Source organism: Rhizobium sp. YS-1r, from assembly GCF_000757525.1.
Classification (GTDB): domain Bacteria; phylum Pseudomonadota; class Alphaproteobacteria; order Rhizobiales; family Rhizobiaceae; genus Neorhizobium; species Neorhizobium petrolearium.
Genome location: NZ_JPYQ01000056.1, coordinates 27818 through 51327, shown reverse-complemented (window position 1 = coordinate 51327; position 23510 = coordinate 27818). Strand labels below are relative to the sequence as shown.

General features: G+C 61.6%; 23 protein-coding genes. 11 read left to right on the top strand and 12 right to left on the bottom strand.

The window, feature by feature from the left end; translation table 11 throughout:
* Positions 1-39: 39 nt before the first annotated feature.
* Both JL39_RS25735 and JL39_RS25730 read right to left on the bottom strand, forming a co-directional pair.
* Positions 40-2379 carry an ATP-binding protein gene (locus tag JL39_RS25735; RefSeq protein WP_037157490.1) on the bottom strand — a complete coding sequence of 780 codons (2340 nt, stop codon included), beginning with the start codon at positions 2377-2379 and terminating at the stop codon, positions 40-42.
* Between the two features lie 350 nt (positions 2380-2729).
* Positions 2730-3929, bottom strand: coding sequence for an MFS transporter (locus tag JL39_RS25730; protein ID WP_200884007.1), 1200 nt, complete (start codon positions 3927-3929; stop codon positions 2730-2732).
* A gap of 120 nt (positions 3930-4049) precedes the next feature.
* Here JL39_RS25730 and JL39_RS25725 point away from each other — a divergent pair, with 120 nt between their 5' ends.
* On the top strand, positions 4050-4601 hold the full coding sequence (locus tag JL39_RS25725; protein ID WP_152601278.1) for a TetR-like C-terminal domain-containing protein: 552 nt from the start codon (positions 4050-4052) through the stop codon (positions 4599-4601).
* 13 nt (positions 4602-4614) lie between these two features.
* Here JL39_RS25725 and JL39_RS25720 read toward each other — a convergent pair whose 3' ends face one another.
* On the bottom strand, positions 4615-5079 hold the full coding sequence (locus JL39_RS25720; RefSeq protein ID WP_200884006.1) for a helix-turn-helix domain-containing protein: 465 nt from the start codon (positions 5077-5079) through the stop codon (positions 4615-4617).
* A gap of 130 nt (positions 5080-5209) precedes the next feature.
* Between JL39_RS25720 and JL39_RS25715 the strand changes: the two genes are divergently transcribed.
* Positions 5210-5929: a hypothetical protein gene (locus tag JL39_RS25715; protein WP_037157484.1), complete on the top strand. Its 720-nt coding sequence runs from the start codon at positions 5210-5212 to the stop codon at positions 5927-5929.
* Positions 5930-5944: 15 nt separating this feature from the next.
* Here JL39_RS25715 and pepN read toward each other — a convergent pair whose 3' ends face one another.
* Positions 5945-8593 (bottom strand): aminopeptidase N, encoded by a 2649-nt coding sequence (pepN, locus tag JL39_RS25710; RefSeq protein WP_037157481.1) that lies wholly within the window; start codon positions 8591-8593, stop codon positions 5945-5947.
* A 301-nt stretch (positions 8594-8894) separates the two neighbouring features.
* Here pepN and JL39_RS25705 point away from each other — a divergent pair, with 301 nt between their 5' ends.
* On the top strand, positions 8895-9842 hold the full coding sequence (locus JL39_RS25705) for a DMT family transporter (RefSeq protein ID WP_037157476.1): 948 nt from the start codon (positions 8895-8897) through the stop codon (positions 9840-9842).
* A gap of 3 nt (positions 9843-9845) precedes the next feature.
* Here JL39_RS25705 and JL39_RS32025 read toward each other — a convergent pair whose 3' ends face one another.
* From JL39_RS32025 to JL39_RS25690, 4 genes are all read right to left on the bottom strand, one after another.
* Positions 9846-9998, bottom strand: coding sequence for a hypothetical protein (locus JL39_RS32025; protein ID WP_161784804.1), 153 nt, complete (start codon positions 9996-9998; stop codon positions 9846-9848).
* A 22-nt stretch (positions 9999-10020) separates the two neighbouring features.
* Complete coding sequence (locus JL39_RS25700; protein ID WP_037157473.1) at positions 10021-10212, bottom strand: hypothetical protein; 192 nt, start codon at positions 10210-10212, stop codon at positions 10021-10023.
* A gap of 181 nt (positions 10213-10393) precedes the next feature.
* Entirely contained in the window at positions 10394-11275 is an 882-nt protein-coding gene (locus JL39_RS25695; RefSeq protein WP_037157470.1) for a uracil-DNA glycosylase, read from the bottom strand.
* 256 nt (positions 11276-11531) lie between these two features.
* On the bottom strand, positions 11532-12824 hold the full coding sequence (locus tag JL39_RS25690; protein ID WP_037157467.1) for an Hsp70 family protein: 1293 nt from the start codon (positions 12822-12824) through the stop codon (positions 11532-11534).
* 226 nt (positions 12825-13050) lie between these two features.
* Between JL39_RS25690 and JL39_RS32685 the strand changes: the two genes are divergently transcribed.
* From JL39_RS32685 to JL39_RS32675, 3 genes are read left to right on the top strand one after another with little or no spacing between them, the layout of a single operon-like run.
* Positions 13051-13881, top strand: a complete 831-nt coding sequence (locus tag JL39_RS32685; RefSeq protein WP_244446967.1) for a hypothetical protein — start codon at positions 13051-13053, stop codon at positions 13879-13881.
* Between the two features lie 15 nt (positions 13882-13896).
* A complete protein-coding gene (locus JL39_RS32680; RefSeq protein ID WP_348270572.1) occupies positions 13897-14505 on the top strand; it encodes an N-6 DNA methylase in 609 nt (202 codons plus the stop codon).
* 35 nt (positions 14506-14540) lie between these two features.
* Positions 14541-16154 carry a type ISP restriction/modification enzyme gene (locus JL39_RS32675; RefSeq protein ID WP_244446966.1) on the top strand — a complete coding sequence of 538 codons (1614 nt, stop codon included), beginning with the start codon at positions 14541-14543 and terminating at the stop codon, positions 16152-16154.
* On the opposite strand, the gene JL39_RS25680 is transcribed toward JL39_RS32675, so the two are convergent.
* The gene (locus tag JL39_RS25680) at positions 16151-17035 is read right to left on the bottom strand and encodes a LysR family transcriptional regulator (RefSeq protein WP_037157464.1); all 885 of its coding nucleotides are present in this window, start codon (positions 17033-17035) and stop codon (positions 16151-16153) included. The two genes, JL39_RS32675 and JL39_RS25680, sit on opposite strands and share 4 nt — an antisense overlap.
* 104 nt (positions 17036-17139) lie before the next feature.
* Here JL39_RS25680 and blaOXA point away from each other — a divergent pair, with 104 nt between their 5' ends.
* Both blaOXA and JL39_RS25670 read left to right on the top strand, forming a co-directional pair.
* The gene (blaOXA, locus tag JL39_RS25675; RefSeq protein ID WP_037157461.1) at positions 17140-17946 is read left to right on the top strand and encodes a class D beta-lactamase; all 807 of its coding nucleotides are present in this window, start codon (positions 17140-17142) and stop codon (positions 17944-17946) included.
* Positions 17947-18207: 261 nt separating this feature from the next.
* Entirely contained in the window at positions 18208-18405 is a 198-nt protein-coding gene (locus tag JL39_RS25670; RefSeq protein WP_037157459.1) for a hypothetical protein, read from the top strand.
* A 38-nt stretch (positions 18406-18443) separates the two neighbouring features.
* Here JL39_RS25670 and JL39_RS25665 read toward each other — a convergent pair whose 3' ends face one another.
* From JL39_RS25665 to JL39_RS25655, 3 genes are all read right to left on the bottom strand, one after another.
* Positions 18444-18647, bottom strand: a complete 204-nt coding sequence (locus tag JL39_RS25665) for a hypothetical protein (RefSeq protein ID WP_037157456.1) — start codon at positions 18645-18647, stop codon at positions 18444-18446.
* A gap of 87 nt (positions 18648-18734) precedes the next feature.
* Positions 18735-19079 carry a hypothetical protein gene (locus JL39_RS25660; protein WP_037157452.1) on the bottom strand — a complete coding sequence of 115 codons (345 nt, stop codon included), beginning with the start codon at positions 19077-19079 and terminating at the stop codon, positions 18735-18737.
* 208 nt (positions 19080-19287) lie between these two features.
* Positions 19288-20076 carry an SDR family oxidoreductase gene (locus JL39_RS25655; RefSeq protein WP_037157449.1) on the bottom strand — a complete coding sequence of 263 codons (789 nt, stop codon included), beginning with the start codon at positions 20074-20076 and terminating at the stop codon, positions 19288-19290.
* Positions 20077-20349: 273 nt separating this feature from the next.
* Between JL39_RS25655 and JL39_RS25650 the strand changes: the two genes are divergently transcribed.
* The 3 genes from JL39_RS25650 to JL39_RS25640 all read left to right on the top strand — a co-directional run bounded on the left by JL39_RS25650 (position 20350) and on the right by JL39_RS25640 (position 23495).
* On the top strand, positions 20350-22011 hold the full coding sequence (locus tag JL39_RS25650; RefSeq protein WP_037157446.1) for an electron transfer flavoprotein-ubiquinone oxidoreductase: 1662 nt from the start codon (positions 20350-20352) through the stop codon (positions 22009-22011).
* 201 nt (positions 22012-22212) lie between these two features.
* Complete coding sequence (locus JL39_RS25645; protein ID WP_037157443.1) at positions 22213-22728, top strand: EF-hand domain-containing protein; 516 nt, start codon at positions 22213-22215, stop codon at positions 22726-22728.
* 158 nt (positions 22729-22886) lie between these two features.
* The gene (locus JL39_RS25640) at positions 22887-23495 is read left to right on the top strand and encodes a L,D-transpeptidase (RefSeq protein ID WP_037157440.1); all 609 of its coding nucleotides are present in this window, start codon (positions 22887-22889) and stop codon (positions 23493-23495) included.
* Positions 23496-23510: the final 15 nt, after the last annotated feature.

Here is a 23510-nt window from a genome sequence, read left to right as displayed (position 1 = left end):
GGACGCCGCACGTCCGCCATATCGAGGATTATGTGAGTCTCACGCCGACCGTTTCCGTGCCGCCTGGAGCGGCCGGTCGGGGATATGCAGCGAAACCACGGTTCCCCTGCCGACCTGGGAACGGATGCGCATCGTGCCGCCGTGGAGCGAAATCAGCGAGCGGGAGATGGCAAGCCCGAGCCCTGAGCCGCCCTTGCTCTTGGCATACTGGCTCTGCACCTGCTCGAAGGGCTGGCCGATCTTGCTGAGCGATTCCTTCGGGATGCCGATGCCCGTATCGGCAATGGTCAGCACCGTGCCCTTTCCAAGCCTGCGGGCGCGCAATTCGACCTTGCCACCCTCGTTGGTGAACTTGACGGCGTTGGAGAGGAGGTTCAGCAGCACCTGTTTCAGCGCGCGCCGGTCGCCGGCCATGTCGAGGCTGTCGCACAGGCGCTGGCGGATGATGATCGCCTTGTCCTGAGCCGAGATGGAGGTCAGACGCAGGCTTTCTTCGATCAGCGATTTCAGGTCGACCGCCTCGCACTGGATGCGCATGTGGCCCGCCTCGATCTTCGACATGTCGAGGATGTCGTTGATGACGTTCAGGAGATGCTTGCCGCTGTCGTAGATATCCTTGGAATATTCCGAATATTTCGGCGAACCGAGCGGCCCGAACATGCCGTTCATCAGGATTTCCGAAAAGCCGAGGATGGCATTGAGCGGCGTTCTGAGTTCATGCGACATGTTGGCGAGGAAATCGGACTTCGCCTTGTTGGCGGCCTCGGCGCGCTCCTTTTCCGCCTGGTAATTGGCATTGGCGATCGAAAGCTCGGCTTTCTGGCGCTCCAGCTTCTTTTGCGAAGAGGAAAGGTCTCCGATCGTCGCCATCAGCCGGCGCTCGCTGTCGCGCAGCCGCTCCTGGTGGCGCTTCAGGAGCGTGATATCGGTGCCGACCGAGACGAGGCCACCGTCACGGGTGCGTCGTTCGTTGATCTGCAGCCAGCGTTCGTCGGCAAGCTGCACTTCCGTCGTGCGGGAAAGGCCGCTGCCGTCCGGGTCGGCGACGCGCCGCTCGATGACCGGCCGGGCGGCCGCTGCGTTGACGGAGGCACGTTCGGTGCCCGGCACCAGCACACTATCCGGCAGCCCGTAAGCCTGTTGGAAATGGGTGTTGCACATCACGAGCCGGTCGTTCTTGTCCCACAGAACGAAGGCTTCCGACGTGCATTCGATCGCGTCCGCGAGCCGCTGGTCGGCTTCGGCATATCGCTGGGCGAGACGATGCTGCTCGGTCACGTCCATGGCGATGCCGATGACGTGGGTCCGGCCGGCGGCGGTCTTCACCACCTGGGCGCGGGCGCGCATCCAGACATAGTGGCCCGCAGCGTGGCGCATGCGAAAGACCTGGTCCACCTGCCGGGCATTGCCGCGGCTTATGGCCCGGGCAAGCGTGCAGATATTGCCGTCGCTCGGATGCATCATCCGTGCTGCGTCGGCAAAGGAGATGACATTGCTGCCGGGCGGCAGGCCGAGCATCTCGTACATGGAGCCGGACCAGAAGAGGCGCTTGTTGGTGACGTCGAAATCCCAAAGCCCGCAGCGGCCTCGCGACAGCGCGGTTTCGATACGCAGATTGGATTCGACGAAGATATCGTCGGCGTCACGGGCGCGTTTGACCTGCATGTAGTAGGCGTAGAGGATGATGAGCAGGATCGCCGAAATGCCGGTGAAAAGCGTGACGTTGAGCGATACTTCCCGCCGCCAGAAGCGATGAATGCCGTCGAGCGATTGGGCTGCGACGATGAGCGCTCCTTCGCTGCCGAGCGGCTGGATCGCCGCATAATGGGGAATTTCCCCGAAATAGGTTTCGATCACACCATCGTCGCCGCCGAAACGGCGCAACGCGGCGGTTTCCGGCAGCACGGATGTGAGGCGCCGCCCGATATAGGCCGCGATCTCGCCCGATCCGCCAAAGACACGCCCGGCTTCGTCGACAAGGAGAAGGAAGGTGTCGGATTTCAGCTGTTGCTGCGGCAGGAAGGAGCCGAGGCGCATTTCCGCCGTGGCCCGGTCACGGCTGGAAAAGGCCGGTTCGCCGGAGAAGGCAGCGCGAGCCGCGGCGGCCATCAGCGCCGTCGACTGCCGGGCGGAATCTTCCATCCGCCCGTATTCCGCCACGATGCCGAGAACGCGCGAGGCTGCGACGACGGAGAGGAAGGCGACGATGAGCAGGGGGATGGAACGCTTCAGAACCAGTTCCACCCGCGGCAACTGCCGCGAGATGGGCTTGACGGAAAGCCGCACCTCCTCCGGAGAGATGCGCCCCAAACCTGCGAAGCTCGGAAATTTGAAACGCAGCCGCCCCTCGGCCGCGGTTGCCCGCTGCACGCCCGACATCGTCCTCATTGTGGTCCCTCGTGTGATTCGAGGCGCCGCTCGCCCGAATCTAACCTAATGAATCACTAGTGATTCTTCGTGTCCAGAGGGTTGCTAATATTTTTTTAACACTTTGATTCAATTGCGAATCGGACGAGACCCATGCCGGCCGGGCGGTTCGCTGTATGGTTGCCTGTCAAAAGGAGCGGTAAATCACTTGCGCGGGGCGGAGCGATCAGCCCTTGTCATAGGCATTGAGCGCGACCGGAAGCAGGCCGGCCAATATGGCGCCGACGATCTCGTCGAACAAAAAGGCTGGCCGGTGAGGAACCAGTATAGTCCCTCTTCGGATGAAAGAGCCGGCCGTCGGGTCAGACAGCCGGGTTTTCGATGAGGCCGGTGCGGGTGGCCGCGATGGAAATCGCGGCAAGCAGGATGACGACCGCGCCATAGATGTAGGCCGTTGCGGAGAGACCCAGTGCCGGTGCGGCAAGGCCGGCGATGATAGCGGGAACCGCAAAGGCGAGATAACTTTCCACCAGGAAGGCGGAAAACAGGCCGGCCCGTTCATGGCTTTCAGCGAGCGGCAGAACGATCTTCAGGATGTTTGAAAAGATCGATCCAAGACCGAGACCAGCGACCGCCGTACCGAGAAAGAGAAGCCCGACGGCTCGTTCCTCCACGCCGAGCAGCGTGATCAGAACGCCGATCATCAGCCCGGTCGTAGCCGAGAACAGAACCCGTTGCGGCGCGAGCGCGCGAAAAACGAAGACAGAGACCGTGGCGCTGAGCATGGAGGTGGCGACGACTGCGCCGCCGACGAAAGGCGAGGTAATGCCGGTCGCGACCGCGACCAGCGTCGGCATAAGCGAGAGGTAGAAGCCGGCAAGCGCCCAGCTGGCAACATTGACCGGCGTGACCTTGATGAGCGCTCCGCGGGCACGGGGTGGCACGCTGATGCGCGGCCGCATTGCGGCGAGCGCGCCAGGTCGTCTGGTGATGGTTTCAGGCATGAAGGCGAGCGCGATAGTGCCGGCGATGGTCGCGACGAACAGGATCGCGTAGATGAGATATGTCGGCGCAGGCGCGAAGGCCACGAGCGTCCCGGCCGCAAGCGTGCCGATCATCAGACCGAGAAAGGCCGTTATGCTGTTGAGGATCGGCCCGTGCCGTTTGTCGGTGTCGAGGATCGTGGCGCCGAAAGTCGGAAAGGCGAGGCCGGTCGCGATGCCCTGGACGATGCGGCCGGCCATCAGCATGGCGCCGGATTCGGCCAGCATGAAGATCACCAGCGCGGTAGCGTTGATGACGAGGGCAGCGAGGATCAGCGGCTTGCGCCCCACGTAATCGGAAAGTCCGCCGAACGTCAGAAGCGCGGCAAGGAGCGCGAAGGCATAGGACCCGAAGATCAGTGTGATCATCGCTGGCGAGAGGTCAAAAAGTTCCTGATAGAGGTGATAGAGCGGAGTTGGCGCACTGCTGCAGACCGAAATCAGCACCGCGAATGTGAAGCTGTAGACCGTCATCCGGAAAGCGGATGGAGACGTTGCAGAGGGGAGGATACTGCTCATAGGTTCACCTAAACGCAAATCTTTAGCGTTAACGGCATTTAGTTGCATTTCCGCACTAATGCAATATCTTTGCATTAATAAGAACGATTTTCCGGCGGAATGCCGGCAAGGAGAAGAAAAGTGGCGAGGGAGATGTTGCGGCAGGGCGGGCGTAGCGCGCGGATCCAGGAGGCGGTGCATCGCACGGTTCAGGAACTGCTGAAGAACATGGACCGGGGCGAGATCACCGTGCCGATGATCGCCGACAAGTCGGGCGTCACTCCGTCGACCATCTATCGCCGCTGGGGTGATCTTTCTGAACTTCTGGCGGATGTAGCTGTCGACCGCATGCGACCGGTCGCCGATCCTGAAGATACGGGAGCGATGACTTCCGATTTCGAAGCCTTCATCCTGCAATATGCGGAGGAAATGTCCTCAAGAGTAGGACGCGCACTGCTCGCGGACGTGCTCGGAAGCCTGGAAGGCAATGCTCCGGTAAAATGCTGCCAATATACCTATCATCATCTGGAGACCCTGCGGGAAAGGGCCTCTGCACGGGGCGAAACGCCTTTCGATCTCGGCGAGGCTGTCGATTTTGTGGTGGCACCGATTGTCTATCACATCCTGTTCGGTGATAGGGAGTTGACGCCCGACTACTGCCGGGCGCTCGTCGCGCGATTTTTCGGAAAGTGATCCTACCTGCCCCTTACGCTCCCACCGACGACGGCCTGGAGGCGAGGCGGAAATCGCGGGGGCCTAGAAGACGTCCGTCGGCCGCCTTGACTTGCAACCTCTCGATCGGTGCGCCATCGATCGTGTCCACCATTTCGGTCTCCAGTTCACCCGGTTCAAAACAGTTTTCCTCTCCCCATTGCCACAGCGCGACAAGCAGGGTGTAGAGCTTCTCACCTTTAGGCGTCAGGATGTAGCGCGGGCTCGATGGGGAATTCGTGTGAGCCTCGATGGTGAAGATTCCTTCCTGGACGAGTTTTTTCAACCGCGCCGACAGGATGTTTTTGGCGAGGCCGAGATTCTTTTGAAACTCCCCGAAACGCTGATGCCCGCGGAAGGCGTCCCGAACGATCAGAAGCGTCCACCAGTCTCCAACGATCTGAAGACTGCGTGCAATGCCGCAATCCGCTCCTTCCAAATTGGTTTTCCTGCCCTTCATCTGCGTCTCCAGGATACTTGCAGTACCATGCAAGATTGGTTGCAAATTTAAACCAAATGGGATTATGTGTCGACAGGTTTCAAAATTAAACCGGAATCCGCGGGTTTGCTGTTAAAAGGAGAAGACGGGCATGAGCGATTTGCTGGAATTTGCCGTTGCGGCGCATGGCGGGTGGGAGCGTTGGCGCGAAGTCAGGAAGCTGACGGCCAGGATTTCTGTCGCGGGAGCGATGTGGCATCTCAAAGGGTGGCCGGGCGTCCTGTCGGACGTCGCCGTTTCGATCGATCCGCATCGCCAGCATGCCGAGTTTTCGCCGTTCATCGAGCCGGGTCATCACAGCCAATATGAGCCTGCCCGCACGGCCATCCTCGGTGATCGGAACGAGGTTCTCGAAGAACGGGAGCGCCCGCGGTCGGCTTTCGAGGGGCACGTGATCCAGACCCCCTGGGACGCACAGCACCTCGCTTATTTTTCGGGATATGCGATGTGGACATATCTGACGACGCCGTTCCTGTTGGGGCTGCCCGGTTTCATTCTCGATGAAATGGAGCCTTGGGATGAGCAAGGGGAGACGTGGCGACGGCTGAGGGTCACCTTCCCGCCGGATGTCGCCAGCCATTCCACCGAGCAGATCTTTTACTTCGATGCAGCCGGAATCTTGCGCCGGCATGACTACAGCGTCGAGATCATGGGCGGAACGTCCAGCGCCAACTATGCGACCGAACCCAGGACCTTCGGGGGGCTCGTCTTCCCCACCAGGCGCCGCGTCTATTCCATCGGCCCCGATAACCGGCCCGTCCTCGACCGGGTCGCGGTCGCCATCGACATCAACGGCATCGATGTGGAATAGCCTGGCGCCGCAGGTTCACCCTTTCAGCATGCGTTCGACGATGTCGCGCACGTCGGTCGACAGTGTTTCGGCCCGTTCGATGGTTGCCAGCGCCGAGCGGGCATGGTCCGCACGCTGCGGCTCCAGCGACCGCCAGGACCGCATCGAAGTGAGGATGCGGGCGGCAAGCTGCGGGTTCTTCGGGTCGATCGAAAGGATCTGCTCGGCGAGGAACCGGTAGCCCTCGCCATCCGGTCGGTTGAAGCCGGTCGGATTGCCAAAGGCGAAAGTGCCGATCAGCGAGCGTACGCGGTTCGGATTGGTCGATACGAAGCGCGGGTTCTCCATCAAGGCCTTGACCCGGGCGAGTGCGCCCGCGCCCGGAATCGTCGCCTGGATCGAGAACCACTTGTCGATGACGAGCGCATTGCCGTCGAACCGCTTCAGGAACGTATCGAGCGCGCCTTGCGCTTCCGCAGAGTCCGGGAACCGGTGGGCGAGCAGCGTCAGCGCCTGCGCCACATCGGTCATGTTGTCGGCAGCGGCGAAGGCTTGCGCCGCGCGGGCGGGTGTCCCTTCCGCATAGGTCAGGTAGGCAAGCGCGCTGTTCCTCAACGCCCGCTTGCCCGCGCTTGCGGCATCCGGCGCATAGGGACCTGCAATCTTCATCTCATCGAAGAGGCGCAGGAAGGTCTTGTTCCCCTCTCTGGCGATCGCCGAAAGGATCGCATGCCTTCCGGCATGGATCGCGTCCGGGTCGTTGTTGCCGCCGAGTTCGCGGGCGATATCGGCCTCGCTCGGCAGCGTCAGCACCTGCGCGCGGAATGCGGGCTCCAGCGCCTCGTCACCGGCGGCTTCGAGAAGGGCTGCGGTGAGCGCCGGATCGCAGGTGATCTCCCTGCCCTCGCGGGCGTCGCGTGCCGCCTGCATGAGGTTCGGCATCGCAAGGTCGGTGAGGGCCTGCCAGCGGGCGAAGAGGTCGGTGTCATGGCGGGCGATATGGGCAAGATCGGCCGGCGTCTGGTCGAAATGCAGGTTGATCGGCGCCGAGAACGAGCGGTTGAGCGACAGAACTGGTCGGGACGAGATGCCGGAGAACGTGAAGGTCTGCTTGCGCTCTGTAAGATGCAGAACATCGCCGGTCATTTCGCCGCCCTTGATGGCTGTCGGCGCTGCAATCTGGCCATTGTCGAGGATCAGTGCCAGGGACAGCGGAATGTGCATCGGCTCCTTGTTCGACTGGCCGGGCGTGGCCGGAAGCATCTGCTCCAGAGACAGCGTAAATGCCCCCTTTTTCTGGTCGTAGCTGCTCGAAGCCGTAACGAGCGGCGTACCTGCCTGATGATACCAGAGCGAGAATTGCTCAAGATCGCGACCGCTCGCATCCTCGAAGCACTTCAGATAGTCCTCGACAGTGACCGCCTGACCGTCATGGCGCTCGAAATAGAGGTCCATGCCCGCCTTGAAATCCTTGCTCCCGAGCAGGGTCGCGATCATGCGGGTGACTTCCGAGCCCTTTTCGTAGACTGTCGTCGTATAGAAATTGTTGATTTCGCGATATTTCGTCGGGCGGACGGGATGGGCGAGCGGGCCTGCATCCTCGGGGAACTGCTCCGACTTCAGGTGGCGCACTTCGGCGACGCGCTTGACCGGGCGCGAGCGCTGGTCGGCCGAGAACTCGTGATCGCGATAAACCGTCAGCCCTTCCTTGAGGCAGAGCTGGAACCAGTCGCGGCAGGTGATGCGGTTGCCGGTCCAGTTGTGGAAATATTCATGCGCGATGATCGCTTCGATATTGGCGTAGTCCTGATCGGTTGCGGTCTCGGGGTCGGCGAGCACGTATTTGTCGTTGAAGACGTTGAGGCCCTTGTTTTCCATGGCCCCCATGTTGAAGTCGGAGACGGCGACGATCATGAAGATGTCGAGATCGTATTCGCGGCCGAAGCGTTCCTCGTCCCACTTCATCGAGCGTTTGAGCGCATCCATGGCGTAAGCGGCGCGCGGCTCCTTGCCGTGCTCCACGTAGATCCGGAGCTTGACGTCGCGGCCCGACATGGTGGTGAACGTGTCCTCGACCACGCCGAGGTCGCCCGCCACCAGCGCGAACAGATAGGCAGGCTTCGGATGCGGATCGAACCAGGCGGCGAAATGCCGGCCTTCGTCGTAATCGCCGCCACCGAGGAAATTGCCGTTCGACAGCATCACCGGATTGGCCGCCTTGTCGGCGATGATGGTGATCGTATAGGGCGCAAGAACGTCGGGACGGTCCGGGAAATAGGTGATGCGGCGGAAGCCTTCGGCCTCGCACTGGGTGCAATAGACGCCGCTGGTGCGGTAGAGCCCCATCAACTGGCTGTTGGCTTCCGGATTGATGAAGGTGGTGACGGTGACCTCGAAGGGTGTTTCGGCCGGCAGATCGCGGATCGTCAGGCTTTCCGGCGTCGCGTCATACCGGCTGGCTGGCGCTTCGGATTGATCAATCAACAGCCCGGAAAGGGTGAGTTCGTCGCCGTCGAGGACGAGGGGTACAGAGGGATCGACACCTTCGCGCCGGTGGAAGATCAGTCGCGCCTCCACCTTGGTGTTGGTCGGGTCGAGCTCGAAAGTCAGATCGACGCGTTCCAGGACGAAATCGGTGGGGCGGTAATCTGCCAGATGAACGATCTGGCCCGTATCTGTTCGCATGTTGCTTCCTGAACCGGCTCTTCAAAAATGGCATTGGGAGTGATGAATGCTCCCGTTCACTGGCTTTTGCCCGACGCCGCGCGCATACTTGCATGCAATGCTAAACGATTGTTGAAACTTTGGCTAAATTAAACCTCATTTTGTTTCGGTATATTTCATCAGGTCACGGATATTGATCAACCCATCATCAGTTTTGATCCCGCGCACAGCGCTTTTCCGTTACTCTGCCGACAAACTGAATCCCCTCCTTTTCATTGCAGGCTCCGTTTTCGATGCGGCCTAAGATTTCAATGAGTTGTTGATGGCCGCCGCCGATGCCTTGAATCCCCTTCGGGGGATCATGTTCAAAGTCTCCTCCGTGGTGATTTTCGTGATGATGCAGACCTGCATCAAATCCGCGGGGCCTGATATTCCAGCCGGCCAGATCACCTTTTACCGTTCCGCCTTCGCAATCGTGCCCATCGTGGCCTACCTCGCATTCGAGGGCGAATTGCGGGGCGCATTTCGCACGGACAGCCCGTTCGGGCACCTGAAGCGTGGTTTTCTCGGCATTCTCTCCATGGGTTTTGGGTTCTATGGACTGGTGCATCTGCCCATGCCGGATGCGATCGCGATCGGCTATTCCACGCCGCTGCTCGCCGTCGTCTTTGCCGCAATCTTCCTGAAGGAGACGGTGCGGGTCTATCGGTGGACCGCGGTTCTGATCGGCATGATCGGCGTGGTCATCATTTCTTGGCCGAAGCTGACCATGTTCGAACAGGGCGGCATGGAGTCCGAACAGGCGATCGGCGCGGTCTCCGTCATCATATCGGCAGTGCTGGCCGGGTTTGCGATGATACAGACACGCCAGCTCGTGCGCACAGAGAAAACGGCGACGATCGTGCTTTTCTTCTCGCTGAGCGGGGCGGTGTTTTCGCTGGTCAGCCTGCCCTTCGGCTGGGTGGAACTGTCCACGTCGGAAAAGCTCTTCCTGATCGGCGCCGGCTTCTGCGGCGGAGTGGGACAGGTTCTTCTGACCGAGGGCTACCGCAATGCCGACGTCTCGACGGTCGCGCCGTTCGAATACACGTCGATCCTGCTCGGGATCGGCATTGCCTATGTGCTGTTCGGGGATGTGCCGACGGTCAGCATGCTCATCGGCACGGCGATCACCGTCTCGGCGGGAATTTTCATCATCTACCGCGAACACCAGCTCGGGCTGGAGCGGAAGGCGGCGCGCAAGGCATCGCCGCCAGGGGCGGGCACCTGAAAATCAGAGCGGGATGGCGGCCGTGACCGGGTTGATCTTTTCGGAGCCGTACCGGGCGGCACCCGCGCGGCTGAATTCGCGCGAGGCGTTCACTGCTGCGCTGATATCGGAGAGATTTTCGCGCAACGTGCGGATCGGGTGGAGGATGGCCGTCATGGCTGCTTCCTTGTCCTGGCTATCAGCGTTCGCGGAAATCGGCGAAGACGGCAGCCGGACGCGTGATGCCGGTCGGGCGCGCCATCGCGCGGGACGTCATCTGCTCGTTCGTCGCTGAGCCGAAACGGTGATAACCCTGCGTCGAGCGCGGCTGAAGGCCTGCGATCCGGAGGGTTTCGAAGCCCGAATGGATCGGGCGGAAGCGCGTCGTCATTGCCTTGGTTCCTTAAACCTGTTCCTCCCAAGACATGATGCCAATATTGCAGCGCAACATTGATTCTGCAATGCAGCAGAACGCCGCACTGCCATGCGTCAGGCGCATGGCGTTTTTCATATTTTTGTAATCTTGTGGCAATTCCGCAAGCTTCTGCCCGAAATGCGGGCAGTCGATGGCCTCAAAGCCGCTTTTTGAAGGTCAGAAGGTCCTGCCAGGCAAGCGCCTTGTTGGCGGGTGCTGCAAGAAGCTCCTGCGGATGCAGCGTCGCGATCGCCGCCGCATCGATTCCCCCGAAGGTGATGTCGCGCCATTCTCCGCGCAGCGAATGGATCGTGCCATTGGCGCCGAAGAAGAAGCGGGCCGGGAAGTTGCCGAGCAGCAACAACAGTTTCGGCTCGGCGAGCGCCACCTGCCGTTCGAGGAAGGGCCGGCAGATTTCGAGCTCGGCATCGGAAGGCATGCGGTTGCCCGGCGGACGCCAGGGAATGATGTTGGTGAGCAATACGGCCTCGCGCGCAAGCCCGATCGCGCCGAGCATCCTGTCCAGCAACTGGCCCTGCCGGCCGGAGAAGGGCAGGCCGTCGCGGTCGTCGTCGGCATTCGGCGTCGGCCCGATCACCATGATGCCGGAAGAGGGGTCGCCGCTGGCGAAGACGGTGGAGCGGGCGCCGTTCTTCAGGTTGCAGCCGGTAAAGGCTTCGAGCGCCGTCTTCAGTTCGGCGAGCGAGCGGGCGCTTTCGGCCGCGAATCGGGCCGAGGCCACCGCCTCGCTATCGGGAACGGCGACCGATGGGGCGGGGGCTGCAGGCCGTGCGGCGGCGCGATTTGGAGCTGGGGAAGCGCCACTCGTTCGGGACGTGGGGGCCGGGTCGTTCTGTACCGGCTGCGGCTGGCGGGCCGATGCCGGCATTTTCGCCTCCGCCTGCGCGGCCTTCTGCGCTGCGAACTGGGCGAAACGATCGACCGGTTCATCCTCGACGAGCCATTCGACGCCCGAATCCGCATAGAAATGCAGAAGGGCGGCAAGCTCCTGGGCGTCGAGGGTTTGTGTGGCGTTCATGGGACTACCCTATAGCATGTCGCCGGGGAGGGGGAACCGGTTTCGGATGACGGCGCAGCAGTCCCGTATGGGAATTTGCCCCTCACCCTAACCCTCTCCCCGCATGCGGGGAGAGGGGATGTGCCCAGATCGCAACTGGAGTTTTGGGACGCCGGTGCGGCATATCCCTTCTCCCCGCCCGAGCGGGGAGAAGGTGGCGGCAGCCGGATGAGGGGCATTCCCGACAGATGAGGGAGGATAAACCTTCCGGCCCCTCTCACGCCGCCCATTGTGCGACGTTGTCGCTTTCGCCGATCAGCGCCAGGCCGTGGGCGATCGACAGCAGCTCGCCGCCGCTCTCGATCTTGCCGGCATCGAATCTCCGGGTGAAGATGCGCCGCACGGCCGGCACGAAGGACGTGCCGCCGGTCAGGAACACCTTGTCGATCTCTCCCGGCACCGTGCCGGTTTTCTCCATCACCTCGTCGAGCGCGCCTTCGATGCGCGTCAGGTCGTCGGCGATCCAGCTTTCGAAATCGGCACGTTTCACCGTCTTCCGGCCCGCACGCCCAAGCGGCGGGAAATGGAATTCCGCCTCTTCCGCGCCCGACAGCGCCATCTTGGTGGCGGAGATTGCCTGGTAGAGCGGATAGCCCTCGTCATGCTCGACGAGGTCGATGAACAGCTCCAGCTTGTCCGGATCGAGCGCCGAGCGCACCAGCGATTTGAGATCGGTGAATTCGCGCGTGGTCTTGAAGATCGACAACTGGTTCCAGCGGCCGAAATTGGCGTAGTAGCCGGCGGGCACTTCCAGCACCTTGTCGAAGCTCTTGAAGAACGTGCCCTTGCCGATCTCGGGCGCCACGAGATTGTCGATCATCCGGTAGTCGAAATGGTCGCCCGCGACGCCGACGCCCGAATGGCCGATCGGGGTTGCCATCAGCTTGCCGGCCTTGCGCTCGAAGCGGATCAGCGAATAGTCGGTCGTGCCGCCGCCGAAGTCCGCGACCAGCACGGTCGCGTCGGATTTCAGCGTCTGCGCGAAGTAATAGGCCGCCGCGACCGGCTCGTAGACGTAGTGGATTTCCGGAAAGCCGAGCCTTGTCAGCGCCGCGTTGTAGCGCTCGGTGGCGAGCTTCGCGTCCGGATTGGCCCCGGCGAAATGCACCGGCCTTCCGGCGATGACCCGCGAGACGTCGCTCGGCCAATTCTCCTCCGCATAGGTCTTCAGCCGCCGCAGAAAAATCTCCATCAGGTCCTCGAAGACGTGCCGGCGGGCGAAGATCAGCGTGCCCTGGAAGAGGGCGCTCGCCGCAAAGGTCTTGATCGACTGCAGGAAGCGGCAGTCGCCGGGATTGTCGATGAACTGGCGGATCGCCGCCTGTCCCGCCTCGACCTTCAACGCCTGTGCGCCCATCACCGGGTCCTTCATGAAGGAAAGCGCCGTGCGCATCGTGTCGGTCTCGCCGGCGCTGCTCGTGAAGCGCATGGAATGCGTGGCGTCGGCGCCGTCCGAAAGCGCCAGAACCGTATTCGTCGTGCCGAAATCAAGCCCGAGCGCCCGTGCCATGGCCGTGCTCCTTTTGTCCACCGAAGATCATTGAACCGAAGCCGGAGGCCCCGAACGCGAAAAGGGCGCTTGATTGCGCGCCCCGGATTTTTTGAGAGGGCGCGTGATCGCACAAGGGGAGGCGGATGGCAACCCCGGACCAGGGCTTAAAACGGTTGTACCGTGCGAGAATTCGCGCTTTCGCTCGGAGCCGGCGCGTTCTAATGTCCCCGCTCCAGGGGGTGACATGAGCCAGCAGCTAATCAATCAATATCTTGCCGAGATCGACCGGCTCAGGAAGTTTTCGGGATTATCCAACGAACAGGTCATCCGCCGGGCTTTCGGGCGGCTGCTGGAGTCCTGGGCGTCTTCCGAAAAGCTCGTCTTCCTGGAGGAATATCCGGTCGAGACGACGATGAAGACGACGGTCCGTCCTGACGGCACGGTGCTGCACGATATCCGCGTGCCGCACGGCTATTGGGAGGCGAAGGACACAAAGGACGACCTCGACGAGGAGATCCGCAAGAAATTCGCCCGCGGTTATCCGCAGGACAATATCATCTTCGAGAATTCCGAAATTGCGGTGCTGATCCAGAACCGGCAGGAGGTCACCCGCGCCTCGATGACCGATACGGCCGGGCTGCTGCGGCTGGTATCGCTGTTCTTCCGTTATGAGCGGCCGGAAATCGCCGAGTTCCGCAAGGCGGTGGAAAAGTTCAAGGCCGACCTGCCGACCGTGCTGGAGGCGCTGCGCCAGCGCATCGACACGGCCTACCGGGAGAATGCCGCCTTCCGCGCCGCCGCCGCCCGTTTCCTCGAAACCTGCAAGGAGACGATCAACCCGACGCTCGGCGAGGCGGATGTCCGGGAAATGCTGATCCAGCACATCCTGACCGAGGAAATCTTTGCCCACGTCTTCAACGACAGCGACTTCCACAAGAAGAACAACATCGCCCACGAACTCTACGCGCTGGAGGAGGAGTTCTTCACCGGCGCGGTGAAGCGCGACACGCTGAAGGGGCTCGAACCCTATTATGCGGCGATCCGGGCGAATGCCGCGCAGATCACCAGCCACTAGGAAAAGCAGACCTTCCTGAAGCTGATCTACGAGAATTTCTACAAGGTCTACGACAGGAAGAAGGCCGATCGCCTCGGCGTCGTCTATACGCCGAACGAGATCGTCAAGTTCATGATCGAGGGCGCCGACTGGCTCTGCGAAAAGCATTTCGGCAGGAACCTCGTCGACGAGCACGTGGAAATCCTCGACCCGGCGACGGGCACCGGCACCTTCATCTGCGAACTCTTGGAATATTTCCGCGGCGACCCGAGGAAGCTCGCCCACAAATACAAGAACGAGCTGCACGCCAACGAGGTGGCGATCCTGCCCTATTACGTCGCCAACCTGAACATCGAGGCGACCTATGCGGCGATATCAGGCCAGTTCGCCGAATATCCGAACCTCTGCTTCGTCGACACGCTGGACAATGTGGAGGGCCTCGGCATCCGCGCCGGCCACCAGCACGACATGTTCGCGGCGCTTTCGGACGAGAACGTCGAGCGCGTCCGCCGCCAGAACAAGCGCAAGATTTCCGTCATCATCGGCAACCCGCCGTATAATGCGTGGCAAGAAACTTCAATATGCGAAACCCGAACCGCCCTTATAAGCGGGTCGATGACCGAATTAGGGATAGCTACGGTCTGAAAAGCACCGCACAGAACAAGATTGCACTTTTTGACATGTATGCCCGCTTCCTCCGCTGGGCATCCGACCGCATGCATGATGACGGCGTGCTCGCCTTCGTCACCAACCGCTCCTTCATCGACAGCCGCACCTTCGACGGCTTCCGCAAGACGGTGGCCGACGAGTTCCACGAAATCTACGTGGTCGATCTCGGTGGCGACGTGCGCGCCAATCCGAAACTTTCCGGCACCAAGCACAATGTCTTCGGCATCCAGACCGGTGTGGCCATTTCCTTTCTCGTCAAGCGCCGCAAGCAGAAGGGCTGCAAGATCTTCTACGCCCGCCGGCCGGAATTCGATACGGCGGAGGACAAGCTTGCGTTTATGGGTTCGCAGAAACTCTCGACGCTCGCGTTCGAAAGGATCGAGCCGGACAAAAAGGGGAACTGGATCAATCTGGCGGAGAACCAGTGGGATGAATTGATCCCGGTGGCGGATAAGAAGACAAAGGTTGCGAAGACGCGTGGGCAGGAAAAGGCAATTTTTCGCCTTTTTTCATTTGGCCTAGTGACCAATCGAGATGAATGGATGTTCGACCGCTCATCAAAGGCGCTGGTCGATAAGGTTGGATACCTAGTTGATCGTTATGATGCAGACCGGCGTGCCATCACGACAGGTCAACGAAGCCTCGATGAATTGGGCTCTCAAGAAGGCGACATCAAATGGACGCGCTCCGTGAAAAAGGCGCTGTCCAGTGGCGACAGGCTTTCGCTGGAGGCAACACGGGAAATCGAGGTCCTGTATCGACCCTTCGACAAACAGAAGTTGGTATTCTACCCGCCGCTGATCGAAATGCTAAATCAGACGCGGACCCTCTTCGGTGAAGATGGAGCGCGTCCGAACCGGGCCTTGGTGTTCACTGATCCAACCTCACAGAAGCCGTTCATGGTGACTGGCAGCGAGTGCGCAGTTGATATGCATCTTGTCGGTGCCGCAGCCGGTGCAAGTTGCCTCCCCCTCTACCGCTACACATCCTCCGGCGAGCGGGTCGACAACATCACCGACTGGGGCCTGAAACAGTTCCAGAGCCATTACGGCAAGGCGGAGAAGATTTCGAAGGAAGACATTTTTCACTATGTCTATGGCGTGCTGCACGATCCGCTCTACCGCGAAAAATATGCGCTGAACCTGAAGCGCGAGTTTCCGCGCATTCCCTTCTATCCGGATTTCCGGGCATGGGCCGATTGGGGCAAACGCCTGATGGAGCTGCATATCGGCTACGAGACCGTCGAGCCCTGGCCGCTTGCCCGGCTGGATACGCCGGACGAGAAGGCGAGGGCGGCGGGCGTTTCGCCGAAGGCGATCCTTAAGGCCGACAGGGAGGGCGGCATCATCCGCCTCGACAGCGAAACCCAGCTTTCCGGCATCCCGGCGGAGGCCTGGACCTACCGGCTCGGCAACCGCTCCGGGCTCGAATGGATCCTCGACCAGTACCGGGAAAAGACGCCGAAGGACCCGACCATCCGCGAAAAGTTCAACACCTACCGTTTTGCCGATTACAAGGAAAAGGTCATCGACCTCCTGATGCGCGTCACCCGCGTTTCGGTCGAGACGGTGGCGATCACCGAGGCGATGAAATCCGCCCGCCGGGCGACCGAGGACGCCGCCTAGGCCGTTCCCCGCGTCTCCGCCGCCTGTTCCGCAAGCCAGTTGCGGAACATTTCCATCGCCGGCGTCACGCTTCGCGACTTCAGCCGGATCAGCCAATAGCTGCCTTTGGAAATGTAGATCTCGAAAGGCTGTTCGAGCGCGCCCGAGCTGAGCTGCCGGGAGAACATCAGCGGCGGGGCGAGCGCCACGCCGGCACCCTGCAAGGCCGCCTCGATCATCAGCACGGAACTGTCGAACACCATGCCCCGGATCGGTGGCGAGGCGACGCCCGCCGCCTCGAACCAGCCCGGCCATTCGTCGGCGCGGTAGGAGCGGAGCAGCGTCTGGTGCGTCACGTCCTCCGGCGACATGAGCTGCTTTGCGATCGCCGGAATGCAGAGCACGGAAAGCGGCGCCTCGAACAGCGCCTCCGCCTCGATATCGTGCCATGCGCCGTTGCCGAACTTGATCGTGTAGTCGAGCCCTTCGGCGGCGATGTCGACACGGTTGTTGTTGGTGGAAAGCCTGAGGTCCACGAACGGATATCTTTCCCGAAAATCGTGGAGACGCGGCAACAGCCAGCCGACCGCCAGCGTGCCGACCGCTCCGAGCTTCAGCACCTCGCGCACATGCCCGCCCTCGAACCGCTCCAGCATGTCGGCCATGCGGTCGAAACTCTCCTGCAACGAGGGTAAGAGCGCCAGTCCTTCCTCGGTGATCATCAGCCCGCGCGGCAGGCGGCGGAAGAGCGTCGCGCCGAGTCGCTGTTCCAGAAGCTTCACCTGATGGCTGACGGCAGCCTGCGTGACGCAGAGCTCGATCGCCGCCCGGGTGAAGGAGAGATGTCTTGCGGCGGCTTCGAAAGCGCGCAGCGCGTTCAGCGGCAAATATGGCCTAACCATGGCAATGCCCTAATTCAGTTTATGGCTCGCCGCAGATATCATCGTTTGATTGGGGCTCGCAAGCCGGCCTAGAAAACCATGTCCCATCAACCGGAGCTTTGACCATGGCTTTCAGAAATTCCCTTATTCTGGCATTTTCTCTTGGAATTACCGCAGCTTTCCTCGATTTTGCGTCGGCCGGGGCGGCGGAGCCGATCCGCTGCACCGTCATTATCGATGAGCAGAGCGGCGAGACACTTTATCGTCAGGGCACCTGCGACCAGGGCTTTTATCCGCAATCGACCTTCAAACTTCCTTTGGCCATGATGGGATATGACGCCGGCATCCTGACCGATGCGGAAAACCCGCGCTGGAAATACCAGGCGAAGTTCGGCGGGCCGGATCGGGTGAAGAAAGATGTCGATCCGTTGATCTGGGAAAAGGACTCGATCGTCTGGTATTCGCAGGAGCTGACCCGCAAGCTCGGAAAACGCGCCTTCGCCGATTACATCCAGCGCTTCGGCTACGGCAATCGCGATGTCTCCGGCGGCCTGACCGAAGCCTGGCTCATGTCGTCGCTGAAGATTTCGGCCGACGAGCAGGTGCAGTTCATCCGCCGTTTCCTGACCGGCGGCCTGCCGATCTCCGAACATGCCGTCGACATGACGCTCGCCATCACCCCGCATTTCGAAGCGGGCGACGGCTGGGACATCCAGGGCAAGACCGGTTCCGGCTGGTTGCGCGACAAGGCCGGCAAGACGGATCGCGACCGCCCGCTCGGCTGGTTCGTCGGCTGGGCGATGAAGGATGAACGGCGCGTCATCTTCGCAAGGCTGCTGGTCGATACCAAACGGTATCCGAAGGAACCGATCAGTTTCGTGGTGCGGGACGGGCTGATCGAGGACTTTCCGAAACTGGCGGCGGGGTTCTGATCTCGAAGAGTTCTCGCGCTGAAAACCGAAAGCGGCCGGGCCCCCCAGGCCCGACCGCCCGTAGCGCCTAGGCAGCGCTGCAGCGCGCCAACCATAAACGGCATCGGAGGCCGCCGATGCAAGTGGAGTTCGATATTCAGGTTATTCGTTAAGGTTACTCTCACGCCTTGCTTCACCTGAAGGACTTACGTCGATTGGCTTACTTTCCCGGCGCCGCCGTTCGTTTATTTTTCTGCCGCGCGTCAGCGGAGGAGGAGATGAATGTCATACCTGCGGATATGGATTTGGGCGACGTTCGCTTTCGTTCTGTGCGCCGGCATGCTCACCCTGGGCTACTTCAACATCGAAGGGACGTTGCCGGCCACACCACCGGTCTATGTTGAAACCTGGGCGGGCTTCATGGGGTTCGTCACTGTGGCCGCAGCGGGCGTCAAGTGGTTGTCGAATTATCGCGACTGATCCCGGCTGACCGTCTCGCGACAGGCGGATCTATGCCGCTATCGGAGAAACCGCCGTGCGCCCCCGATGGCGAGGAGCCCGATGACGGCGGCGATCGCGCCGTTGATGAGCCAGGGCGTCTGGTTGATCATGAAGCTCCGGGCCGGGTAGGGAAAGATGCCGCTGCCCTGGCCGATCCAGAGAAGGCCGAGAGCAATCAGCAGGACACCGATCACGGAAAGCGCCAGTCGTGCGAATTTCATGGGAAATCTCCGAGGGTCAGGGAACATCGGATCATAGGCCCGGGCCGGGCGGATCGCGAGACGCGATTGCGTGATATCGGAAGGCGATCAGGCGTCTTCGTAATAGGCCGTGATCAGCGATCTTGGCGCCGGCTCCTCGCTTTCGGACAGAACGAAGCCGGCGATGCGGCTCGAAGGCGAGAGGTTGTCGAGCAGGTTGAAGATGACCGCATCCTCGAAGGCACCGAGCGGCCTCGCGTTAAGGGGTGCCGGTCTGGCGATCGTGGCTGCCGCGGAAATCGGCCGCGCCGGCCGGTCGCCGGCATCGCGTCCCGGCATGTCTCCCGCCGCAAGCATTTCCGCAATCGCCGCGGCGGCGGAGACCGGCGCATGCGGCGCGGAAGAACTGTCCGGCGAAGAATCTTCGCATACCTCCGGAACGCTTTCGATCATGCCGGCGATCCCTAGAGCGCCGTGCGTCCGAATGGACGCACAAAGGACGCTCTATCTCCTTGAATCTACGCATCGTGCTTTCCGAAAATCGATTCCGATTTTCGGGCCGATGCTGTGGGTTTCAGGGCCGGCTCGTCTCCTACGTCACGGGAATTGAGATCCTCCGAAGAGAAAGGCCTCAATTCGAATCAATATTGAACGACGATGCTCAGATCGAGCGCGAGGCGCCGCCATCGACCCGCAGCGTCGTGCCGGTGACATAGCTTGCGGGAACCGAGCAGAGGAAAGCGCCGGCGGCGGCGAATTCCTCCACCTTGCCGAGACGACCGGCGGGGATCGTCTTGAGCGAGGCGGCACGCACGTCCTCGAGCGACTTGCCGGTGCGCTTTGCATTTGCACCGTCGAGTTCATCGATACGGTCCGTATGGATGCGCCCGGGAAGCAGCATGTTGGCAGTGATGCCGAAATTGGCCACTTCCGTCGCAAGCGTCTTGTTCCAGCCGACCAGCGCCGAACGCAGCGTGTTGGAAAGCGCGAGATTGGCAATCGGTTCGACGACGCCGGAGGAAGCGACCGTCAGGATGCGGCCGAAACCCTGTTCCTTCATCTGCGGTAGCAGCGCATTGGTAAGCGTGATGACGCGCAGCACCATGGACTGGAAGAAGGTGTCGAGCTTGTCGGCCGTCATATCCTCCGTCGTGCCGGGTGTCGGGCCGCCGGTGTTGTTGACGAGGATGTCGATACCGCCAAGCTTCTCCCTGACAGCATTCACCATGGCTGCGACGAAATTGTCGTCGGCAATATCCCCCCAGACCCATTCGGCCTTGCCTTTGCCTTCGGCATTGATCGCCTTGCAGTTCTCCGCGAGGCGGTCGCCTGAGCGGCCGACGAGCAGCACGTTCGCGCCTTCCGCCGCGAGCGCCTTCGCAATTCCGAGGCCGAGGCCGCGCGATGAGGCGAGCACGAGAGCGCGTTTGCCGGTAAGACCGAGATCCATGATGCTGTTCCTTCCATTCCTGTCTTCGGACTGTCGGCCTTTATAGCAGGGGCATTTGGTCGCGAAAGGCCGAACTTGCTTTCTTCGGTTCGCGCCTTATAGTTGACGTGAACGTAAAAGTAAGTTGAAGAAACGGAAAGGCGATTTGCGCGAATGGCAAGGCTGAAGACGTTTTCCCGCCTCGACAAGCGGGGCGGCTTTTGCCAAGACAGGATGCCTGCCGCAACAGGTGCCTGAACAGACGCCGGGAGGGGCCGGCGAGCGGAGTTGGATATGAACGAACAGGAACTTCCCGAACGGGAGAGCATGGAATTCGACGTGGTGATCGTGGGCGCGGGGCCGGCGGGGCTTGCGGCGGCGATCCGCCTGAAGCAGGTCAACCCGGATCTGACGGTCGTGGTGCTTGAAAAGGGGTCGGAAGTGGGCGCCCATATCCTCTCCGGTGCGGTGGTCGATCCGATCGGCATCGACAGGCTTCTGCCCGGCTGGCAGGAAGAGGAGGGCCATCCCTTCAAGACGCCGGTCACCGACGACCAGTTCCTGTTCCTGGGTCCTGCCGGCGCGATCCGTCTGCCCAACGTCGCCATGCCGCCGCTGATGAACAATCACGGCAACTACATCGTCTCGCTCGGAAACGTCTGTCGCTGGCTCGCCGAAAAGGCGGAAGCACTGGGCGTCGAGATCTATCCGGGCTTTGCCGCGACCGAAGTGCTCTATGATGAACAGGGCGCGGTCATCGGGGTGGCGACCGGCGACATGGGCATCGAGAGGAACGGCGAGCCCGGCCCCAACTATACCCGCGGCATGGCACTGCTCGGCAAATACGTGCTGATCGGCGAGGGCGTGCGCGGTTCGCTCGCCAAGCAGCTGATCGCCCGCTTCGGCCTGCAGGACGGCCGCGAGCCGCAGAAATACGGCATCGGCCTGAAGGAACTCTGGCAGGTGAAACCGGAAAACCACAGGCCCGGCCTGGTGCAGCATTCGTTCGGCTGGCCGCTCGGCATGAAGACCGGCGGCGGCTCCTTCCTCTATCACCTGGAGGACAATCTCGTCGCCGTCGGTTTCGTGGTCCATCTCAACTACAAGAACCCCTGGCTTTACCCCTTCGAGGAGTTCCAGCGCTTCAAGACGCATCCTTCGATCCGCACCACGTTCGAGGGCGCCAAGCGTCTTTCCTACGGCGCCCGCGCCATCACGGAAGGAGGGTACCAGTCGGTACCGAAACTGTCCTTCCCCGGCGGCGCGCTGATCGGCTGTTCGGCCGGTCTCGTCAACGTGCCGCGCATCAAGGGCAGCCACAATGCGGTTCTGTCCGGCATGCTGGCGGCCGAAAAGATCGCCGAGGCGATCGCCGCCGGCCGCGCCAATGACGAGCCGATCGAGATCGAGACCGAATGGCGGCAGACCGCGATCGGCACGGACCTGAAGCGGGTCAGGAACGTCAAGCCGCTCTGGTCGAAGTTCGGCACGGGCCTCGGCATTGCGCTCGGCGGGCTGGACATGTGGACGAACCAGCTCTTCGGCTTCTCCTTGTTCGGCACGCTGAAGCACGGCAAGACGGATGCGGAGAGCCTGGAACCCGCATCGAAGCATCAGAAGATCGACTATCCGAAGCCGGACGGGGTGCTCACCTTCGACCGCTTGTCCTCGGTGTTCCTCTCGAACACCAACCATGAGGAGGACCAACCGGTCCACCTCAAGGTCAAGGACATGGACCTGCAGAAGCGCTCCGAACACGACGTCTATGGCGGCCCTTCGGCGCGTTACTGTCCGGCCGGCGTCTACGAATGGGTGGAGAAGGATGGCGAGATGACCTATGTCATCAACGCGCAGAACTGCGTCCACTGCAAGACCTGCGACATCAAGGACCCCAACCAGAACATCAACTGGGTCCCGCCCCAGGGCGGCGAAGGGCCGCTTTACCAGAATATGTGATCATCGCAGGTAGTTCTCGCGACCGCTGCCCTGCGGAAGACAGGCTCGCCGCCTGTCCCCGCCGGCGAATTGCGCAGCCTCCGGAACGGGCCGCCTTTTCCCTTGATCTGCCGCAAGGCCCGTTCCCGCAAACCGACTAGCATCGGCATGCGGTCGTCCATGGTGTCGGGCCGCGGTTCTGTTGATCTAGGGAGAACTGAGATGAAACGGATACTGACAGCAATCGTCGTCGTGGCGAGCACAGGCCTCCTTGCCGGTACGGCCTATTCGCAAGCCTATGGTGACGGCCCCTGGGGGCGCGGTTTCGGTGGCCCGGGCTGGGGAATGGGCATGGGTTCAGGCCCCATGATGCACGCGCCTGGCCGCGGGCGATTCGCCATGATCGATGCGAACGGAGACGGCAAGGTGACTGCGGAGGAGGCTGCGTCCGCCGCCGAGGACGTCTTCATCGCGATGGATGCTGACGACAATGGCGATCTGAGCAAGGACGAATACATGGCCGTGCGGATGGGACCGCAGATGGGCTGGAACAAGGATCGGCAGGCTGCCCGCGAGAAGGCGAAGCTCACGCGTTTCGATGAAATGGATCAGGACAAGAACGGCACCGTGACCCAGGTCGAGTTCATAGCCGGCGCCAAGGCCCATTACGATGCGGCCGATGCCGACAAGAACGGAGAAGTGACGCCGTGGGAATGGCGTAGCCAGCAGTGGAATTGAACGACCTCGGCGGACCGCGGGGCACTGCGGTGCCCCGTTTCTTCATGGTTTGCGATAAGAGCAGGATGTTTGCTGGCGCGTCGGGCTGAATTAAACGTCTATTAACCATAATATTCTTAAGTCTTGGGTCATCGTTCCGACGCACCAAGGACACATTCATGTCGATTTCCCGTCGCGGTTTTCTGGTCGGTCTGCCGCTGATGCTGGCCGGCTGCGCTTCCACCGTTCCAGAGGCGAATTACGCGGCTTTGCCGAACGAGGAATTCCCGTTAAAGGCCGTGTCGCTCGACAGGATCAAGCCGGAACTTCGCCGCCAGGAAGTGGCCTATGAAACGGCGCACCCCGCCGGAACCGTCGTCGTCGATACGCCGGCTCGCCGCGCCTTTTATGTCCTTGGTGAAGGTCGCGCGATCCGTTACGGCGTCGGCGTCGGCCGCGCCGGTCTGGCGCTAGCAGGCAACGCCTATGTCGGACGCAAGGCGGAATGGCCGAGCTGGACGCCGACCTTGAACATGCAGCGTCGGGAAGCCCGCTACCGGAAGCTCGCCGGGGGCGTGCCGGGCGGCCCGAACAATCCGCTGGGCGCCCGCGCCATGTATCTATACCGCAACGGCAACGACACGCATTTCCGCATTCACGGCACGAACCAGCCGGAATCGATCGGTCTTGCCATGTCGAGCGGCTGCATCCGCATGATGAACCACGACGTCATCGATCTTTACGAACGGGTCAAGGTCGGTGCCCGTGTGGTCGTGATCCAGGCCTGATCGACTGGCCGCAGG

Bases quoted from the DNA above. Each gene is read 5' to 3' on its own strand.
- JL39_RS25680 (WP_037157464.1), bottom strand. From the start codon at position 17,035: ATGGTTAGGCCATATTTGCCGCTGAACGCGCTGCGCGCTTTCGAAGCC.
- JL39_RS25655 (WP_037157449.1), bottom strand. From the start codon at position 20,076: ATGGATCTCGGTCTTACCGGCAAACGCGCTCTCGTGCTCGCCTCATCG.
- JL39_RS25715 (WP_037157484.1), top strand. From the start codon at position 5,210: ATGAGCGATTTGCTGGAATTTGCCGTTGCGGCGCATGGCGGGTGGGAG.
- blaOXA (WP_037157461.1), top strand. From the start codon at position 17,140: ATGGCTTTCAGAAATTCCCTTATTCTGGCATTTTCTCTTGGAATTACC.
- JL39_RS25665 (WP_037157456.1), bottom strand. From the start codon at position 18,647: ATGAAATTCGCACGACTGGCGCTTTCCGTGATCGGTGTCCTGCTGATT.
- JL39_RS25690 (WP_037157467.1), bottom strand. From the start codon at position 12,824: ATGGCACGGGCGCTCGGGCTTGATTTCGGCACGACGAATACGGTTCTG.
- JL39_RS25735 (WP_037157490.1), bottom strand. From the start codon at position 2,379: ATGTCGGGCGTGCAGCGGGCAACCGCGGCCGAGGGGCGGCTGCGTTTC.
- pepN (WP_037157481.1), bottom strand. From the start codon at position 8,593: ATGCGAACAGATACGGGCCAGATCGTTCATCTGGCAGATTACCGCCCC.
- JL39_RS25700 (WP_037157473.1), bottom strand. From the start codon at position 10,212: ATGACGACGCGCTTCCGCCCGATCCATTCGGGCTTCGAAACCCTCCGG.
- JL39_RS25705 (WP_037157476.1), top strand. From the start codon at position 8,895: ATGGCCGCCGCCGATGCCTTGAATCCCCTTCGGGGGATCATGTTCAAA.
- JL39_RS25720 (WP_200884006.1), bottom strand. From the start codon at position 5,079: ATGAAGGGCAGGAAAACCAATTTGGAAGGAGCGGATTGCGGCATTGCA.
- JL39_RS25695 (WP_037157470.1), bottom strand. From the start codon at position 11,275: ATGAACGCCACACAAACCCTCGACGCCCAGGAGCTTGCCGCCCTTCTG.
- JL39_RS25670 (WP_037157459.1), top strand. From the start codon at position 18,208: ATGTCATACCTGCGGATATGGATTTGGGCGACGTTCGCTTTCGTTCTG.
- JL39_RS25730 (WP_200884007.1), bottom strand. From the start codon at position 3,929: ATGAGCAGTATCCTCCCCTCTGCAACGTCTCCATCCGCTTTCCGGATG.
- JL39_RS32675 (WP_244446966.1), top strand. From the start codon at position 14,541: ATGTATGCCCGCTTCCTCCGCTGGGCATCCGACCGCATGCATGATGAC.
- JL39_RS32025 (WP_161784804.1), bottom strand. From the start codon at position 9,998: ATGACGGCCATCCTCCACCCGATCCGCACGTTGCGCGAAAATCTCTCC.
- JL39_RS25640 (WP_037157440.1), top strand. From the start codon at position 22,887: ATGTCGATTTCCCGTCGCGGTTTTCTGGTCGGTCTGCCGCTGATGCTG.
- JL39_RS32685 (WP_244446967.1), top strand. From the start codon at position 13,051: ATGAGCCAGCAGCTAATCAATCAATATCTTGCCGAGATCGACCGGCTC.
- JL39_RS25660 (WP_037157452.1), bottom strand. From the start codon at position 19,079: ATGATCGAAAGCGTTCCGGAGGTATGCGAAGATTCTTCGCCGGACAGT.
- JL39_RS25645 (WP_037157443.1), top strand. From the start codon at position 22,213: ATGAAACGGATACTGACAGCAATCGTCGTCGTGGCGAGCACAGGCCTC.
- JL39_RS25650 (WP_037157446.1), top strand. From the start codon at position 20,350: ATGAACGAACAGGAACTTCCCGAACGGGAGAGCATGGAATTCGACGTG.